We start from the raw sequence: 17397 nt of genomic DNA on the forward strand, positions 1-17397 counted from the left end.
CCTCTTTGCGCATAAAAGAACAATACGATAGGTAATCACAAAATTGTTCCTAAATTCAATACACTTGCCAGACCAGTGCTTGCTTGCTAAGGTAAACTCACTTCGATCCACTGGTTACCTAGATGACTGTCTTGCGTGGTCTGGTGCTACTTCTCTTTGGCCTGTCTGGCCACGCTGCTGCCGCTGAACCGGTTGTTCATTGGTTGTTGTCTGATTTGGCACCGTTTCGCATTTTATCCGGACCAGCCCAAGGTCAGGGTTCCTCTGATCTGATGGAAAAAATGTTGATGGCACAACTGCCACAATATCAGCATCGTTCCCGTTTTGTTAGTTTTGAACGGCGTGAAGTGCTGCATGGCGACGCTTCCGCTTTATATTGCAGCTTTGGCATTCTGAATAATGCCAAACGGCAGCGACAGATGTTGATGTCGGTACCGGCTGGAGTGGTGATGCCGGTGGCGTTGGCCACAGTCGCCGACAGCAAGCTGGATCAGGAACTGCAGCAGCTGCAGGTGCCGGTGGTCGACTTGCAACAACTGGTCAGCCGGCAACGGTATTTAGGTTTACTGGAATCGGGTCGTGGTTATCCACAACTGATCGACCAGGCCCGCACCATTCCCGGTGGTTTACTCGGTGATCACAGCGCCATCGACCAAAACCCGGTCGATTTACTGCTCGGCGGCCGGGTCGATTACCTGCTGGAATACCCACATCGGGTAAACTTCCTGCTGAACTCGTCGAAACAACCGACCGCAACACTCCATTTTTATTTATTGGCTGGCGATGACAGCTACCAAACCACCTATGTGGCCTGCAGTAAACACCCGGCTGCACCAAAGCTTATCAACGATATTAATCAGCAACTGGTGAAACTGTGGGCGAATCCTGAATATCAGCAAAAAATGCTGAGCTGGCACGATGACAAAAGCAAACTGGCACTACAGCAGTTAATGCAACAAGTGCAATCACAGCTGGTGAACCAACAAACCAAGCCCAGCAGCACTGCACCAAAAACCGCCCATTTGTAAGCTGGCGGTTATCGGAACTGTAAGTCTTCGTCCGGAGTTTGGGCCGGGATCGCCTCTTCGCTAAATAACGACAGCAAATCAATGGCACTGCCCTGCCACACCTGGCCTTTGCCACCGGCAAACAACTGGTCAGCCAAACCTTGCTTAAACTGCTGTAATTTCTGCACTTTTTCTTCAACGGTATTGCGAACAATTAATTTGTACACAAAGACTGCTTTGTCCTGACCAATACGGTGTGCGCGGTCGGTGGCCTGATTTTCTGCTGCCGGATTCCACCATGGGTCATAGTGAATGACGGTATCCGCCGCAGTCAGGTTTAAACCGGTGCCACCAGCTTTTAAGCTGATCAGAAACACCGACGTTTCACCCTGCTGGAAAGCGTCAATTTGATCCTGGCGTTTTTTGGTCTGACCGGTCAGCTTGCTATACGAAATACCCATATATTGCAGCTCTTGTTCAATCAGATTCAGCATGCTGGCAAACTGACTAAACAACAGAATTTTCCGGCCTTCTTCAATCATTTCCGGCAGGGTGTCACGCAGCCACTGTAACTTGGCGTTGTGCTTCACCGATTGCGCCTGTTCAATTGGCACTAAGCGCGCATCACAACAGGCTTGACGTAATTTTAATAAAGCATCGAGGAATTCAATTTGGCTGGCGGCAACGCCTTTGCGCAAAAACAACTCCCGCACCTTGGTTTCCATCACCAGCCGGATACTTTCGTACAAATTACGCTGATCCGATTCCAGCTCTAATAGCTGAATAATCTCGGTTTTTTCTGGCAGTTCGGTCGCGACCTGCGATTTAGTCCGGCGCAGCATAAAGGGCGCAATTTTCGCCTTTAACGCATGGGCACGTTCAGCATCAGCATGTTTTTCAATAGGTTTGCGATACACCTGCTGGAAATGTTGTTCGGTGCCTAATAACCCCGGCAACACAAAATCGAATAAGGATTTCAGTTCACCCAGGTGGTTTTCCAGTGGCGTGCCAGAAAGCGCCAGCCGGAAATCGGCTTTTAATAGCCGCACCGATTGCGCCGCCTGACTGCCGGAGTTTTTAATATGCTGCGCTTCATCCAGAATCACCGCACTAAAACGGTAACGCTGATACAGCGCAATATCGCGCACCACCAACGGATAACTGGTAACGATAATGTCGTAATCCGGCAACAGTTCAAACAAGGCCTGGCGTTTTGAGCCATACAGCTGTAATACCCGCAGCTCTGGCGTAAACCGCGCCGCTTCCTGCTGCCAGTTACCGAGCAAACTGGTCGGACAGACAATCAGCACCGGCAGCGTTAACCGCCCTGCTTCGCGTTCACTTTGTAAAAAACTCAACGCCTGCAAGGTTTTACCCAGGCCCATATCGTCGGCAAGCACGCCACCCAGGCCATACTGGCGCAAAAAGCTTAACCAGTTCAGACCTTGTTGCTGATAAGGCCGCAGCTCTGCTTCCAGCGCTTCTGGCTTCGCCACTTCGCTGATGCCGCTAAAATGATGCAACTGACTGGTCAGCCGCTCTAACCGACCGGCATTCAGATACTTCACTTCGGCAGCACCGGGTGCTGGCAATAACGCCGCTTTATAATCCGGCAATTCCAGCATTAACATTGGTTTACTGAGGTTCAGCAATTCAACGATGGTGTCGATGAGTGGCTGAATAAGGCTCACTGGCAACGCCAGTTTGCCTTGCGGTAAACTGAGCCAAATATGCTCTTGCGAAGTGGGTAACCCATATTGGCGCAGCCACTGGGTGATCAATGGCAACAACGGTACTTGCTGGCCGTCGATATCCACCTGAATACCCAGTTTAAAACCACTTTCTTTGCCGTCTTCAACCTGCAAATATGGGGTCGAAGCTAATATATCCAGATTAAAATCTTCGGCTTGCTCTACCCGCCAGCCGTCATTGGCTAAATCGGGTAACGCCTGTAACAGCGGTTGCCAAAGCTGTGGATTGTCAGGGCCTTCACCGATGCCAAACGAGGCTTGTTGCCATTGTTGTTTCGTTTGTTGTTGAGCTGCCAGCCCATCAACAGCAGCTTCAACGACTGCGTGTTCAAATTCATCCGGCTCGGCCAGCTGCACCAGCCCGTATGCCAGCAACTGCTCCAGCGCTGCGGTTTCCAGCGCCCGGCTGCGTTTAATAAATACCGTGCGACCTGGCTCTTTCACTTCAGTTTGCGATTGGCGTAAATCCAGCGGCAATACAAATTCGCCGTAAGCAAAACCCAAACGTGCGGTTGGTCGTTTATTGCCGGCAGTTTTTTGCTGTTGCATCCGTAGTTGTAATACCGGAATGGGCTCGACATCGAGCCGCTCCAGCGCCACACCTTTGGGCACCGGCAGGCTGACTTTACCAAATAGTTTTTGCAGTTTACTTAAACTGTCCTGCACCACAGCAACCGGTACCGGCGGCATTTTTGCCAACAGTTTTAATTCGCGACCGCTTAGTTCTGTGGTCAAAGGACCAATCACAAAATGGGTGGTATCGAGATAACAAGGCGGATTGGTGTAGACCACTTCGAGTTCGGCATCGTCGCCTAAATCCCACATCAGCTGATGACCGGCTTTGCCTTCCAGCCATTTCAGCTCAAGCTCGCGCGGCTCGCCATGTTTCAGTTCGTGCCGCGCTTCACCAAAAAAACAACGACCAGTGGCCAGCAATTGTTGCAGTAGCTGATAACCCCAGTCGTCTTCTAACAACGATTGTTCGCGGATGTTTTGTGAACGGAACAGGTTAATCAGCCGAAAATCGGCTTCTTCAATCCAGTACGGCACCAGATAACCGGAAAATTCATGCTGGGTGATGGTTTGGCCTTTGGTGTAAGTGCCTTTTTTGCTTTGCTTCACCCTTCGTGGGTACAGCTGCAATCCAGACTGGCCATAGCTCAGGATATAGAGCACCACGTCTTTCAGTTTTCCAATGCTCGGATCGGTATTGGCCAACCGCTCGACATCGTTAAACCATTGATTCAGCTGACGCATCGGCAGCTGCGACAACCCCTGCTGTTGCTGCTCGTATGCTTGCTTTAGTTTTAACAGCACCGCCAGCACATGTTTACAACGGCCACCAATCGGGCAGCTACAGGTGTCCGTTAAACGCCACTCGGCGCCATGCGGTTTTAACGAGATAAATTGCCGGTATGGGGACAAAGCTTCACCCCAGACCTGCGCACTGATCTGGGCCAAATCTTCACTGTATTCAAGTTTAATCACTTTACCCGCTTGCCAATAGGCACGGGCACGCTGGAAAGTACCAGGATCAAACCAAAGCTGCAGCGTAGCTGCACTAATAGGAAATACCGCGTCAGACATGGGGTCTACAATAAATTCAGGCCAAAGGACGTCTATGCTACCTTAATTCGGCCGCTGGCCAAAGCGTCAGTCGACATTTCGTCCAAGACTATCAGCATTGCGCAACATTCCAAAGCTTTGGTATTGTCGGTGCATAGCCTCTTCATCCATAAGGATATTCCGATGCGTTTTACCCCAATTGCTGCCCTGTTACTGGCAAGTTTTACTTTTCAAAGCCTGGCGGCTGAGCAGCGCCGTTATACCATTCTGGTCGACAACGGCGTCAAAGCCGGTGAGCAAATTGTTGATATTGCAGACAATGGCGAACTGAATGTCCGTTTTATTTTTAAAGACAACGGCCGTGGCCCGGAATTAAACGAATCGATTAAACTCAATGCCGACGGCACCATTGCCAGTTACAGCGGCCAGGGCAAATCGACTTTTGGTTCGGTGATCAACGAAAAATTCCAGCGTGAAGGCGACAACGCCAGCTGGCACGCCGGCGAACAAAAAGGTCAGACGAAAGTATCTGGCGCCGTCATGTATTTACCGGTCGATGGCTCGCCGGAATTAAGCTCCATCGCCATCAACGCCATCGCCAAAAGCGGCACTAACAGTATCGCGTTACTGCCGTCCGGCACTTTAACCCAGCAACCGGTCAGCGATTTAATTGTCGAAAAAGGCGGTGAAAAACAACAGGTTCAACTGTTAGTCCAAACCGGCGTAGGCCTGGAGCCAAATTTTGTCTGGGCAACCAGCGGTGAAAACCCTCGTTTATTTGCCAGTATTGCCCCTGGCTATTTAACGCTGATTGAAGAAGGCTGGCAGGACAACGCCACTAAAATGGCCGCGATCCAGCAACAGGCAGAAACCAAATTACTGACCGATATGGCCACCAAAATTCCGAAGGAATTAGCCGGCCTGACGGTGCTGCGTAACGTGCGGATTTTTGACAGCAAAACCACCAAAGTCGGCAGCGCCAGTGACGTGTATCTGCTTCGCGGTAAAATTACCAGCATAGTGCCAACCGGCACGCTGAATACGCCGGTGCAAAACGATATCGACGGTAAAGGCCGCATGGTCGTGCCGGGTTTATTTGATATGCATGGCCATATTTCACGTTGGGAAGGCCCGTTACATCTGGCTGCTGGCGTGACGACCTTGCGTGATATGGGTAATGATAACGCCACCATTCAGGCAATTATCGACGAAACCGAGCATCAACAATTGCTGGCACCAACTGTGGTACCAACAGGTTTTCTGGAAGGTGAAAGCCCGTTCTCTGCCCGCAACGGTTTTGTGGTGAAAGACCTGGCCGGTGCCAAATCGGCGATTGATTGGTACGCCGCCCACGGTTATCCGCAGCTGAAAATTTATAACTCATTTCCAAAAGAAATCTTAAAAGATACCGTCATTTACGCGCATAGCCGTGGTTTACGGGTCAGCGGCCATGTGCCGGCATTTTTAAAAGCTGAAGATGTGATTGCCGCCGGTTTTGATGAAATTCAACATATTAACCAGATGCTGCTGAATTTCCTGGTCAAACCCGACACCGACACCCGCACCCTGGAACGGTTTTACCTGCCAGCAAAACAAGTGGCCGGTTTAGACTTGCAAAGCCAAAAGGTGCAGGACTATATCAAGCTGATGAAAGATAAAGGCATTGTGGTAGACCCAACCCTGGCGACTTTTGACTTCCTGAAAAAAGTCGATGGTGAAGTCGGTGACCCATGGAAAGCCATCGTCGACCATTTACCACCAGATTTACAACGCCGTTACGCCACCGCCGAGCTGGATATTCCAGACGCAGCAACCGCCAAACTTTACGCAAAATCCTACGCCAAGATGGTTGAGTTTGTCGGCATGATGTACAAAGCCGGCATCCCGGTAGTAGCAGGCACCGACGAACTTGCCGGTTTCACCCTGCAAGGTGAGCTGGAATTACTGGTCAAAGCCGGTTTAACCCCTGCCCAAGCGCTGCAAGTAGCTACGCTCAACGGCGCCCGCTACAGCAAAGTAGAAGCCAGCAAAGGCAGCATTGAAGTAGGCAAAGACGCCGACTTACTCCTGGTCGACGGCGACCCAACCAAAAACATCAGCGACATCCGCCAGTTAGCCATGGTGATCACCCAAGGCCAGGCCATCTACCCGATGGATATTTACCAGTCGATGGGGATTAAGCCATTTGTGACTGCTAAACCGGTTATTAAGCAAAGTGCTGCGGCGCCGGGGAAAGGCGCTGGTAGTGCTAAGCATGGGCATCGGCATTGATTGATTGTTGTTGATTGATCGGTTGAATTTGGAATTCGTGTTGAGGCCTGTTTTTACAGGCCTTTTTAATGTCATCGAATTCGATGGGTTTAAAATCGGATTTTGTTATTAAGTTGGTCTTTGTAGCCGCGAATTAACTTAGCTTAATCTGAAATTTTGTAGTATTTCAACAAACATAAACCCGTCGAATTCGACGGGTTTATGTTGAGAATCAACTCGAGGCGACGATCTAAATTGCATTGCGACAACGCAATCAGTACCTCTAATTTTTTAACATTGAGGGTGGTAGGATTTTCATGTGCATAGTGATTTTTACGATTGGGCTGGCACGCTCAACCTCAAAATTATCAAAATGCCCCACCTTAACTGTCGCATCGAAATTGATGACGACGTTTACGTTCGCCATGAAAATTCCTATACTGGAAACGCTGTGGTGGATAGGCTCCCGGCGCTAGAGCTGCCAAACACCACGGTTCCCCAGGAGCCGGCTTGGGGGTTTTGACCTAAGCATCGAGCTTAGCCGATATAGGTTTGTTTCTGACCGCGAAACCTCCAACTTTATCAGTGCCGCACGGGTTATCGTGCGATTGTTTTTTTTTCAATATACCTGACGCCACCCACTACAATCACCGATGCCAAAATCAGACGATATATCGCCACAGCGGTATTCCGTCTTCGAAACGGATTGACATCTATCGGCGTAAACTCTACTCGTATCCACGGCAATGCAGGGGGGCGGTATCTATGCTGAACGATTAAAGGCTATTCGTCTGGTTTATCCCCGACCATGCAGGGAACTGTTGCGGAACATGTATGGGTCGCCCGTGATTGACGGTTTGTCCCCTGCCGTGTGGGGAACGGGTCAGGTCGGCAACTTAAAAACCGTTGATGTTCGGTTTATCCCCGTCCGTGCGGGAAACGGCATATCAAACTTGACCAGCTCATCGCCAATGTCGGTTTATCACAGACCATGCGGTGAATGGCAAAGGTACGACCGGCACGACTGGCGAAACCACGGTTTATCCCCGGCCATGCGGGGAACGGATCAGCCTGTACTACCCGGCATTCGCTGCACGCGGTTTATCCCCGGCCATGCGGGGAACGGCAGAGCATCCATTGCTGTCTGATTCAGGGTTTCGGTTTATCCCCGGCCATGCGGGGAACGGCCTTTTAGAGGTAGACCCCTTGTATGTATTGGCGGTTTATCCCCGGCCATGCGGGGAACGGAAATCCGATTGTCACCGGTGTAAGGGATGGGGCGGTTTATCCCCGGCCATGCGGGGAACGGAATTGGCGGCGCATTATTTTGTTTATTGCCAGCGGTTTATCCCCGGCCATGCGGGGAACGGCTGATTACCTCGATCATAACCTTCGTTGGTGGCGGTTTATCCCCGGCCATGCGGGGAACGGCCGCTTCATAGTTGCACCATTGCTCGGTTTTGCGGTTTATCCCCGGCCATGCGGGGAACGGCTCGGTCGGGTGAGAATTAGGTAACAAGTCACCGGTTTATCCCCGGCCATGCGGGGAACGGGACCTAGCCAGATGTTCATTTTTCGCCTCTGGCGGTTTATCCCCGGCCATGCGGGGAACGGTTCTTTCAATTCTGCGGTCGCTTGGCCGATATCGGTTTATCCCCGGCCATGCGGGGAACGGGCTGTCGACATATTTTACGCCACAGAGCAATGCGGTTTATCCCCGGCCATGCGGGGAACGGTCAACGAGTTTGGCAAACAAGCTGCACCAAAACGGTTTATCCCCGGCCATGCGGGGAACGGTGAGTATTGCCATGATGAACCATTGGCGGAGACGGTTTATCCCCGGCCATGCGGGGAACGGGACGAAAACGAAACTATTGCAGAGTTTGGTTGCGGTTTATCCCCGGCCATGCGGGGAACGGGAGCGCTGAAGGATGAGGCAAGTAAAGCTGACCGGTTTATCCCCGGCCATGCGGGGAACGGGCGTCAGACATTGAGATGATTAAACAGGCTGGCGGTTTATCCCCGGCCATGCGGGGAACGGTGCTGGTTATCAGGTTTAGTGATGCTGGCGCACGGTTTATCCCCGGCCATGCGGGGAACGGTTTGCAACTGTTGCCAGTGCATCAATGACAGGCGGTTTATCCCCGGCCATGCGGGGAACGGCCAGCAACTTTGAAATGAGCTGCGCCCCTTCGCGGTTTATCCCCGGCCATGCGGGGAACGGCTGGTGCAGCAGGAATGCGAGCCGAAAGTAACCGGTTTATCCCCGGCCATGCGGGGAACGGTCAACCGAATTGAACGGCCGCTGCAGTTAATGCGGTTTATCCCCGGCCATGCGGGGAACGGCTGGTGCAGCAGGAATGCGAGCCGAAAGTAACCGGTTTATCCCCGGCCATGCGGGGAACGGTCTAAAATTAAATTCGAATCATCTGGATCAAACGGTTTATCCCCGGCCATGCGGGGAACGGGCATACGGCAGCCAATACCGTGGAAACCATGACGGTTTATCCCCGGCCATGCGGGGAACGGGCAGCTGCAAATCCAACCCCTGCGACTCCAGAGCGGTTTATCCCCGGCCATGCGGGGAACGGAGGACTCCACCGGATAAACCCTGGCTTAATTGCGGTTTATCCCCGGCCATGCGGGGAACGGACACCAGGATAAGTTAGCCGAAATTGCAGCGCCGGTTTATCCCCGGCCATGCGGGGAACGGCGACATTGGCAATCCGAGCGCAGTTAATGACTCGGTTTATCCCCGGCCATGCGGGGAACGGTACCTGAAAGCCAAAATCGACAAAGAGCTTGGCGGTTTATCCCCGGCCATGCGGGGAACGGCAGCACGACCAAGGCCAACCAAAGCACAAAAACGGTTTATCCCCGGCCATGCGGGGAACGGTGCTACAGATAGTCGCACCATGCCTGCCTTGGCGGTTTATCCCCGGCCATGCGGGGAACGGGTCTACATCAGGGACTGGAACGAAAGTTAAAGCGGTTTATCCCCGGCCATGCGGGGAACGGGAATATTTCTTCAGTACCGCTAATCCCGATACCGGTTTATCCCCGGCCATGCGGGGAACGGGTGCGGGTCAGCGCATCCAGTTTCAGCAACTGCGGTTTATCCCCGGCCATGCGGGGAACGGCTCTAACAAGGTGTTAGGTAAAAGTTTCACCGCGGTTTATCCCCGGCCATGCGGGGAACGGTTTTCAATAGCGATCACGGCGCTGTGCTTCCACGGTTTATCCCCGGCCATGCGGGGAACGGTGGCGATACCATGATCCATGTGGATACCGCCACGGTTTATCCCCGGCCATGCGGGGAACGGTTGCTGCATTTTGTCGGCTGCTAAACTGGCTGCGGTTTATCCCCGGCCATGCGGGGAACGGGTAATGTCGCGTAGTTGGCTAACGCCCATACGCGGTTTATCCCCGGCCATGCGGGGAACGGGTGTTGCTTATCGATTTGGATGGTCAAGAAGACGGTTTATCCCCGGCCATGCGGGGAACGGGCACTTTTACCCGAGATTGAATAATTTTTTCACGGTTTATCCCCGGCCATGCGGGGAACGGACTAAAAGTATATACCTGAATTTTAAACAAAAAAACAGGCTCTGTTTTTCTACCAAATTTTCCGGATTTTTAAAGAGCAAGATAATCGTTAATTTTGCGAATCGTCAGGAAGAAAAGTGACCAGCCTCAAACCATCAAAGTCGACAGGTTGACGACGGTTTTTGCCGTAAGTGATAAAGTCGAAACCTGATTCGGTGTTGGTGGCCCACGCCATAATGGCATTGCCATCTTCTGCCATAGCGTCTACTTGTTGCCATAACATTTCGCGTACACGCTGACTGACATCTCCCACATACACACCTGCACGTACTTCTAATAACCACACTGCTAATCGACCACGTAATCTCGGCGGGACAGCTTCGGTCACAATCATGCACATACTCATAATTAACCGCTCCGATGACCAGCATCGCCAATTGATGGCGGTTCAGGGAGTGCGGGTGGTTGTGCATCCGGGTATGGTTCTGGTGGTTTAATTTCACCTGCGGCCAGAATGTCTTCAATCAGCGGGATCAGCCTTTTGAGCGTGCGATCAGTGCGAAACAACTCGCGACAGGCCAGCCGAACTTCTTTGTCTGGTGATATCGGATCTTTCGCCGCGATCCGAAACGCCAACGGCACCACGGTGTCGAATTTGATGATATCTGCGATGTCATAGACAAAACTCAGTGGCTTACCAGTGTGTAAATAACCAATGGCTGGGGCATAACCGGCCGCCAGAATTGCCGCTTCAGTGATACCATATAAACAAGCAGTAGCGGCGCTGATACAACGATTGACGATATCTCCTGCCTCCCAATCTTTAGGATCATATTTGCGACCTTGCCACTGCAAGCCATATTGTTTGGCTAACAACTGATAGGTTTGACGTACTCTGGCACCTTCAATACCCCGTAACTGATCAACACTGCGCCGCAGTGGCGCCTCTTCGCCAAACCGTAGTTCAAACATTTTTCGCACTACTTTTAATCGCAGTTGTTCATCAAGTGCCAGACTTGCCTGGTACAACAACTTATCGGAACGGGCACCGCCAGGCTGTCCGGCAGAATAGAACCGAACGCCGCCCTCGCCCACCCAGGTAATTAACGTACCAACTTCAGCCGCCAGCTTCATAGCCGCATGGGAAATTCGGGTGCCTGGTTCCAGCATCAAACAGGCTATGGATCCCACCGGAATATGCATACGTTCGCCATTCACTTCATCCACCACCACAAAGGCACCATCTTTGACGTCAATTCGGCCCATGCCAATAAAAATCATCGAGTTACGATCTTTAAGTGGGATAGGCTTTAGCGGAATAAAGGCCATGGCTAATTGTTTCCTTTGCCAGATAAAGCCAAAAGGCCAGTGGGCTGTTTGGATAAAATAGTCATTTGTGAAATGGCCAGCGCGTTCAGTTGTTGCAACCGATCTGTTGCAGCTTCACCCTGATGGATCAGAAAAGCATTCATGGTTTCAAGGTTAGCAAGACACACCAACTGATGCATGTTGGCATGATCACGCATATTGCCGGTTAAAGTAGGGTTTTGCTCCCGCCACTGCCTTGCAGTTACCCCAAACAAAGCCATGTTCAGCAAGTCGGCTTCATCGGCATATACATGGTTGATCTGGCCTGGCGTTAAAGTGTCAGGTATTAAATTCTGCTTAATCGCATCGGTGTGGATCAGGTAATTCACCTTGGCTAAATTGCGCCGAATATCCCAACCAAGCTGCTGAAATTCCTGCTCTTTTAGCCGCTGAAACTCTTTGATCAGATAAAGTTTAAACTCAACAGAAATCCAACTAGCGAATTCAAAGGCAATATCTTTTTGTGCATAAGTGCCACCATATCGGCCAGCTTTGGATATCAGACCAATGGCGTTGGTCTGTTCAATCCACTGTTTTGGCGTAAGGGTAAAGCTATTGAGGCCGGCTTGTTTTTTAAAGTCATCGAATTCGATGACTTTAAAACCAGGATTATTCAGTTGCTCCCAAATTCCCAGAAATTCAATTGTATTGCGGTTACGCATCCAGTTTCCAATAATGGAACCAGTACGCTCAGCATGTTTAAAGCGAGCCATATCGGTGATACAGATATATTCGATGCCATCCTTGCCATAAGTTGCGATCTGCTGTTCCAGAACTTCTAGTTTTACAGCCATCAAAGATCCTCCTTGAATTTTGATTATTAAACCCGCCGGATTAACATTAGCCCGCAACCAAAGGCTTTGGCCCGCCCTAATCCCAGCGCTACTTGCGTCAGAAATAATTCAGGTTCGTTGACAGTCAACACCCCCTCATAATCTACTGCACTGTAACTAATCAGCTGTGACTGGCTTTTCTTGCGGGTTTTATGCTGAGATGACGCAATAATCGTTGGTTGCACTTCAAACCTGACACCCAACTTGGCCGAGCGTTTCTCACAAGTAAGCCAATCAATTGCAGCTTGGTTCATCTGCTGCTGCAATTGCTGTTTATCAACGATACCTGAAGCTTGGGCCGTTTTTCTGGCGTGCATCATCACATCATGACGTTGCCCTCTGCTACTGTCTGAAGATCCACCTTTATAAGACACAGTCGGATTTGCCCTTAACCGAAATGCCAGCCTTTCTCCAACAACCAAGCGTGGTTCAAACTTTTTGGTCTGAACCTGAAATAACTCAGACAACTGCGCGGGCGCTGTTGTCGACAACACCAGATATTCTGGCATCCCTTGTGATCCGACAAGGCCACTGGCCTGATCTTCGCGAAATAAAAAATTACGATCTGCCTGCTCAGTAAACAACTGCCACAACAATTGATGGCTGGCATAGCTGCCTTTTTGCTGCACTGAAATCAAAGCCTGATGCGCGGCACTATTCGGCCAGAAACGAACTCGTGATAAATACATGCTAGCTCTCCATGCTGACAGTTAGCTGATGCTCTGTCCGTGCTGAAAACTGCCACTTCAATCGATCGCCGGGTTCATCCCATAACTGCACGCTCTGCGTAACCATAGCACCTGCCGAAATTAAGTCCTTAGGGCCTTGCCAGTAATAGCTATGTTGTTTCGAAAAACGTAACCAGCTACGATCTTGTTCAGCAGAATTTAGCAAACAAGGAAACTCTGAATCCAAAGCTTGCTTTAAGGTTTCTGTTTCAACCAGTTGCGGCTTTAATGGTGCAGCCAGCGGACAAGACTTTCGCCCAAGATATAAGGTAAACCGAGGCTTTAACAACGCATCTGCAAGCCCCGCCAGACTTACTTTTGTTTGCCCGGTTAACCAGATAGCCACTACCCAAAGTCCGTCACTCCGGTAATCACGAGTCGATAGCACTGTATTTAACTTAAATCCAGGTCCTGTAAGTTCACTTTTACGATGCCGATGTGTCCTTTTTTTATCTGAAGAAGGCACCTGAGCAGTATGATAATCCCGCACCAGAACACCCGAGCTGTATTCTTTTATAGCAAACTGAACTGACTGAAATAGGTCTGTTAATTCTGTTTGTTGATCTCGCCGGATTCCCATAGCCGCCGCTAATAATCCCAAAACAGCAGAACGGGTCGGATGCAGCGCAGTGGGTCTGTCACCACCAACAGCAGCTTCCCCCCAACTCGCCATTGGGCCGTATAACCGAAAAACCAGATATTGCATAACGCCTCCTGTATTAATCGGCGACAAAAGCCACTAACTCACTAAAACTGCCTTCGCCAGCCACTGCATTCAAAGATTTTCGACTGTCTGCACACGGACCATATACAGCATCAAAGTTGTGGACTTGCTGAAGTAATTTACTGATTGCTTCGGCAGCTTGATCTTCACCAAATACTGGTTTTAAAAATGCCACGGACAGCGAACGAGGTTGTTGTTCTCCCTTTTCGGCCAGCACAAAACTGGCATAGGCTCTGGAAGCAAAAGAATTTTGTTTCCCTTTTGGCGAGACTTTTACGGCAGCTTCAACCAAGGCGGCAATTGCTTTATTTGCCAGCTCGAGGTCATTGTTCAGGTTTTCGACTAACAGTTCTTTATCGATGCAGATATAGCTATAGAACAGCGCGGCGGCAAAACCGGATTCGCCAATATGTGAAGCGCCGCGATCATCCATGCCATCATTTAAATCATCAACTGCGGTGAAATAGTCGTCTTCAACAGCAACACTGTGCACACTGATAGCGTGCGCGACCTGACATGCAGCTTCAATATTAAATTCCGGACTGGATGCCAACATACGACCAAACAGCGCGATATCAACAGCCGACGTTTTACGGGTTAACAGGTTCAAATCCTCTTCTGATGGAGCCCGGTCTTCCGCTACTAATTGCTCAAGCAGCGAAAAAGTTGCTTGCTGCTCCTGAGGGCTAATATGCGCAAGCTGCTCAATTTCTACGGAATCTTTTTTAAGTTTGCCAAACTGCCCGGCAATTGCGGCTGTCCATTCAGTTGCTTTTTTCTCAGGAATTCCTTTAGCAATAAGCTGCTGCAGAACCTGCTCACCAAAACGTTTGGTCCGGATCCCGATATTTCCGGCCAACGCTTGCTCAAATAAATCTGAACAACGCCAATTCCGCTTTAAACTCTGCGAGCTGACGCGAAGCCTCTCTGAACCGCCCATTCTGGCTGTTTTAGGCCGTCCCAGATCGTCCCTGTTCAGGTTTGAAGGCGCATAAGAAGTTAATAAATGCAGTTGAATAAATTTACTCATATGATTTTCCTTAATTCACTATCAGATTTAATGGTTCAGACGTGAGCTTTCACACTGTAATAATCCAGCGCCCAGCGCACCGCGACTCTTTTGTCGGCACGACGCGGTTGCTGCGTATAATGTTCACCAAACCAATCCAGAATATCGGCTATCAATGCTTCTGGATTTGCTTTGCCACCGAGCTGCCGTACCAGACGATGCAGTCGACGGAAGAAATCCTGACTGGTTTTGGCCCCTTGTAATTGCTGTAAACGAAGTTCGCTGACGACCGCTTTGTCCGTCTTAGCATCCAGCTGGCCGAGGCTGGCACCAAATGTTTTTTCCTGAGCCTGACTGACATGTGAAAGTATCGCCGCTACGGTTGCCCAGGCTTCAATGCTGTATGAATGTTGCTCACGAATCTCAGCAGGTAAGGCCAACCACAACACTCTGAAACCTTCCGTCAGCATTGCCGCATCAGCACTGCCACAACGGCGTAGTTCTGCTCTGTAGCGGGCTGGCGCCTTCGGGACGTTAAGTTCGGCTTGTGGCAGCATCATCTGTTGCCACCACTGCTCTGCCTGCCATTTTGCTTTACTCACTAACTCTTTTTGCTGCCCACTCATGCTTTAGCCTCCTGCATATTTTTCGCTGGTGTCGCTGTTGATAAAGTCGGAATTTGGTATGCCTGTTTAAAACTCTTTATTGATTTTCCGCCGACAAACCATCCAGTGAGGGCGCCGCGGGCTTTCACCGAGCGGGCAATGTCTTTCTGGCTGTCGCTGACTGAAAGTACAAGTTCGTCGAACAAATCGGTTGCGGTATGTTTTAATGCCAGCAGCCACTTTAAAGCTGCATCTGGCGTTAGCGAATCAGTTGCGTGCTCATCGGACAGTATCTGTGCGATCGTTTGATAAAACGCTTGTTCCGACCTTTGCCAAAATTGTAAATCAACAAAACTGGTGTCACCTTTGACATCTGCAGGTTTGCCAAACCAAGCAGCTTTCACTTGAGTGCGACAACACCATACTGCTTCTGCAGCTAGTTGCTGAACCGCCTTGATATCTTTAAGTAATCGCTCACGCTGCTTTGGCTTTATATGAAAAAGCGGTAACTCTGTTGAATACCAGCCTCTTGCTTTCATATTGTCCATATCGTAGCCAAAGGCCCATAGCCGTTGATACTCACCTTTAAGTCGGCTATTTCTTTCACTGCTGCAGGCTGTTACAACTAAAGCTGGAATATTGCCTTCATCTTTATCTTGCAAAGTTAACGCTTGCCAGTATTTGTAAGTAACACCGCCAGGTTGTCCCTTGGTAGATAAATTGTCTTCTTCTGGTTTTTTCGGATTCACCCGGTAATGTGTTAATGGATGAAACCAACTACCGCTGTAGTTACAACCGTAGTTTTGTGTCCGATAGTGGGTCACATAACTCTCGCACGGTTGCTGACTCAGGTCACATTGTGCTGAACCATGTTGCACTTCCAGTCGGATCCGCCTGGGCATCGCCCAGTACATATGCAGGGGATGGACATCTTTGGTGTAAACCTCAGTTCCTTTAAGTTTGCTTTCTTTGGTAGGGCCTAACCAGGGAAATACTGACACGCTATGCAAATCTGGATCCTGATACCGAAATGTTTCCCTACTCAGTACATTCAGCCAAAGTTTTTGCCACAACGACGCATCGGCATCATGTGGCAACACCAGCGTGGTTAAAGGACCACCGCCCCTTAAACCAGTACGATGACCCTGCCCGCCGGAAGGTGCATTAATTTGTAAGGTAAATAAGGCAATGGCGGCCATAGGCAAAGTCAACTGGCTGTATAAACCCCGTTTCACAAAATGGTCGGTGTTCAATTTCAGCGTATTGCCACCCGGCGCTTCGATCAACAGCCCGGAAACCGGGCCTGCTTCTGCTTGCTCCAGCTCGTCAAAATCCTGCATAAATCGGGGTGTATTCGCAGAGTCTGCAACAAGTTCAAACGCATGCCGGCCTTTCTCAAGAGCTTCATGCAGAACAACGGCTGTTGGCGCTTGCAGATAAAAATCGAACCAGAACTCTTCATCTTTCGGCGCAAATAATGTTTGGAATGCCCCGATGGCAAACTGATATGCCGCTCCCTGGAAGTCAGCGCGGGGAAACGCAAAATCGGCGATCTGTGGATTGGTAATGTCACTCAAACTGATATGACGCCGCTCGCCGTTTTGCAAACGCACCGGGATCCATGGTTCAAAAAGTAAGTTCATTTTTTCCTCCTGAAAAGAGTGGTGCCACAAGCACCACTCCTATGACTTAATCAGATTTTCGGATTTTAATAGGCCAAGCCTTTAATCCGTATTTCCTGGCATCAAGTAACTGTCCAGATTTATCCTTTTTAAAGCGACGAAAAATTAAAATGTAGTCATCAACATCGTCGGACTTAAGCATGATATTGCCCTTTTTAGCTAGCGGGATGACTAGTTCACGTTATTGCAAACTAGATCTGGACCAAGTAGTATCGACGATGCAACCCGTAAGCGTACTTGGGGCAAAGCGCCCCCTTGAACGCTCTACCTAAATCAGATAAAACAAGAGTACGTTCGAAAAAGGAACAAGTAAAGTTTTTTATAAGTA

General features: G+C 50.0%; 11 protein-coding genes and 1 CRISPR repeat array. Of the genes, 2 read left to right on the forward strand and 9 right to left on the reverse strand.

Going from position 1 to position 17397, the window contains the following annotated elements:
* The first annotated feature begins 122 nt into the window (after positions 1–122).
* Positions 123–1028 (forward strand): hypothetical protein, encoded by a 906-nt coding sequence (locus tag A5320_RS18385; protein WP_068068514.1) that lies wholly within the window; start codon positions 123–125, stop codon positions 1026–1028.
* Between the two features lie 8 nt (positions 1029–1036).
* Here A5320_RS18385 and A5320_RS18390 read toward each other — a convergent pair whose 3' ends face one another.
* On the reverse strand, positions 1037–4345 hold the full coding sequence (locus A5320_RS18390) for a DEAD/DEAH box helicase (RefSeq protein ID WP_068068517.1): 3309 nt from the start codon (positions 4343–4345) through the stop codon (positions 1037–1039).
* Positions 4346–4507: 162 nt separating this feature from the next.
* Between A5320_RS18390 and A5320_RS18395 the strand changes: the two genes are divergently transcribed.
* Positions 4508–6595: an amidohydrolase family protein gene (locus tag A5320_RS18395; protein WP_068068520.1), complete on the forward strand. Its 2088-nt coding sequence runs from the start codon at positions 4508–4510 to the stop codon at positions 6593–6595.
* A 771-nt stretch (positions 6596–7366) separates the two neighbouring features.
* Positions 7367–10141: a CRISPR direct-repeat array (repeat unit 29 nt; unit sequence CGGTTTATCCCCGGCCATGCGGGGAACGG).
* 88 nt (positions 10142–10229) lie between these two features.
* On the opposite strand, the gene cas2e is transcribed toward A5320_RS18395, so the two are convergent.
* Genes cas2e through casA form a run of 8 tightly spaced genes read right to left on the reverse strand, consistent with a single transcriptional unit; the run spans position 10230 to position 17030 of the window.
* Complete coding sequence (cas2e, locus tag A5320_RS18400) at positions 10230–10520, reverse strand: type I-E CRISPR-associated endoribonuclease Cas2e (RefSeq protein ID WP_442966061.1); 291 nt, start codon at positions 10518–10520, stop codon at positions 10230–10232.
* Positions 10521–10528: 8 nt separating this feature from the next.
* Positions 10529–11449 carry a type I-E CRISPR-associated endonuclease Cas1e gene (gene cas1e, locus A5320_RS18405; RefSeq protein ID WP_068068524.1) on the reverse strand — a complete coding sequence of 307 codons (921 nt, stop codon included), beginning with the start codon at positions 11447–11449 and terminating at the stop codon, positions 10529–10531.
* Positions 11450–11451: 2 nt separating this feature from the next.
* Positions 11452–12282, reverse strand: a complete 831-nt coding sequence (locus A5320_RS18410; protein WP_068068526.1) for a KilA-N domain-containing protein — start codon at positions 12280–12282, stop codon at positions 11452–11454.
* A 26-nt stretch (positions 12283–12308) separates the two neighbouring features.
* Positions 12309–13010: a type I-E CRISPR-associated protein Cas6/Cse3/CasE gene (gene cas6e, locus A5320_RS18415; protein WP_068068529.1), complete on the reverse strand. Its 702-nt coding sequence runs from the start codon at positions 13008–13010 to the stop codon at positions 12309–12311.
* Between the two features lies 1 nt (position 13011).
* Entirely contained in the window at positions 13012–13755 is a 744-nt protein-coding gene (cas5e, locus tag A5320_RS18420; RefSeq protein ID WP_068068532.1) for a type I-E CRISPR-associated protein Cas5/CasD, read from the reverse strand.
* Between the two features lie 13 nt (positions 13756–13768).
* Positions 13769–14803, reverse strand: coding sequence for a type I-E CRISPR-associated protein Cas7/Cse4/CasC (cas7e, locus tag A5320_RS18425; RefSeq protein WP_068068538.1), 1035 nt, complete (start codon positions 14801–14803; stop codon positions 13769–13771).
* Between the two features lie 35 nt (positions 14804–14838).
* Positions 14839–15408: a type I-E CRISPR-associated protein Cse2/CasB gene (casB, locus tag A5320_RS18430; protein WP_068068541.1), complete on the reverse strand. Its 570-nt coding sequence runs from the start codon at positions 15406–15408 to the stop codon at positions 14839–14841.
* Positions 15405–17030 (reverse strand): type I-E CRISPR-associated protein Cse1/CasA, encoded by a 1626-nt coding sequence (gene casA, locus A5320_RS18435; RefSeq protein WP_068068544.1) that lies wholly within the window; start codon positions 17028–17030, stop codon positions 15405–15407. Before casA ends, casB begins: the two co-directional genes overlap by 4 nt.
* Positions 17031–17397 lie beyond the last annotated feature (367 nt).

It is taken from the genome of Rheinheimera sp. SA_1 (genome assembly GCF_001669775.1).
Classification (GTDB): domain Bacteria; phylum Pseudomonadota; class Gammaproteobacteria; order Enterobacterales; family Alteromonadaceae; genus Pararheinheimera.

Coding starts and splice junctions, on each gene's coding strand:
- cas6e (WP_068068529.1), bottom strand. CDS start 13,010: ATGTATTTATCACGAGTTCGTTTCTGGCCGAATAGTGCCGCGCATCAG.
- cas5e (WP_068068532.1), bottom strand. CDS start 13,755: ATGCAATATCTGGTTTTTCGGTTATACGGCCCAATGGCGAGTTGGGGG.
- A5320_RS18390 (WP_068068517.1), bottom strand. CDS start 4,345: ATGTCTGACGCGGTATTTCCTATTAGTGCAGCTACGCTGCAGCTTTGG.
- casB (WP_068068541.1), bottom strand. CDS start 15,408: ATGAGTGGGCAGCAAAAAGAGTTAGTGAGTAAAGCAAAATGGCAGGCA.
- cas1e (WP_068068524.1), bottom strand. CDS start 11,449: ATGGCCTTTATTCCGCTAAAGCCTATCCCACTTAAAGATCGTAACTCG.
- cas7e (WP_068068538.1), bottom strand. CDS start 14,803: ATGAGTAAATTTATTCAACTGCATTTATTAACTTCTTATGCGCCTTCA.
- A5320_RS18395 (WP_068068520.1), top strand. CDS start 4,508: ATGCGTTTTACCCCAATTGCTGCCCTGTTACTGGCAAGTTTTACTTTT.
- casA (WP_068068544.1), bottom strand. CDS start 17,030: ATGAACTTACTTTTTGAACCATGGATCCCGGTGCGTTTGCAAAACGGC.
- A5320_RS18410 (WP_068068526.1), bottom strand. CDS start 12,282: ATGGCTGTAAAACTAGAAGTTCTGGAACAGCAGATCGCAACTTATGGC.
- A5320_RS18385 (WP_068068514.1), top strand. CDS start 123: ATGACTGTCTTGCGTGGTCTGGTGCTACTTCTCTTTGGCCTGTCTGGC.
- cas2e (WP_442966061.1), bottom strand. CDS start 10,520: ATGTGCATGATTGTGACCGAAGCTGTCCCGCCGAGATTACGTGGTCGA.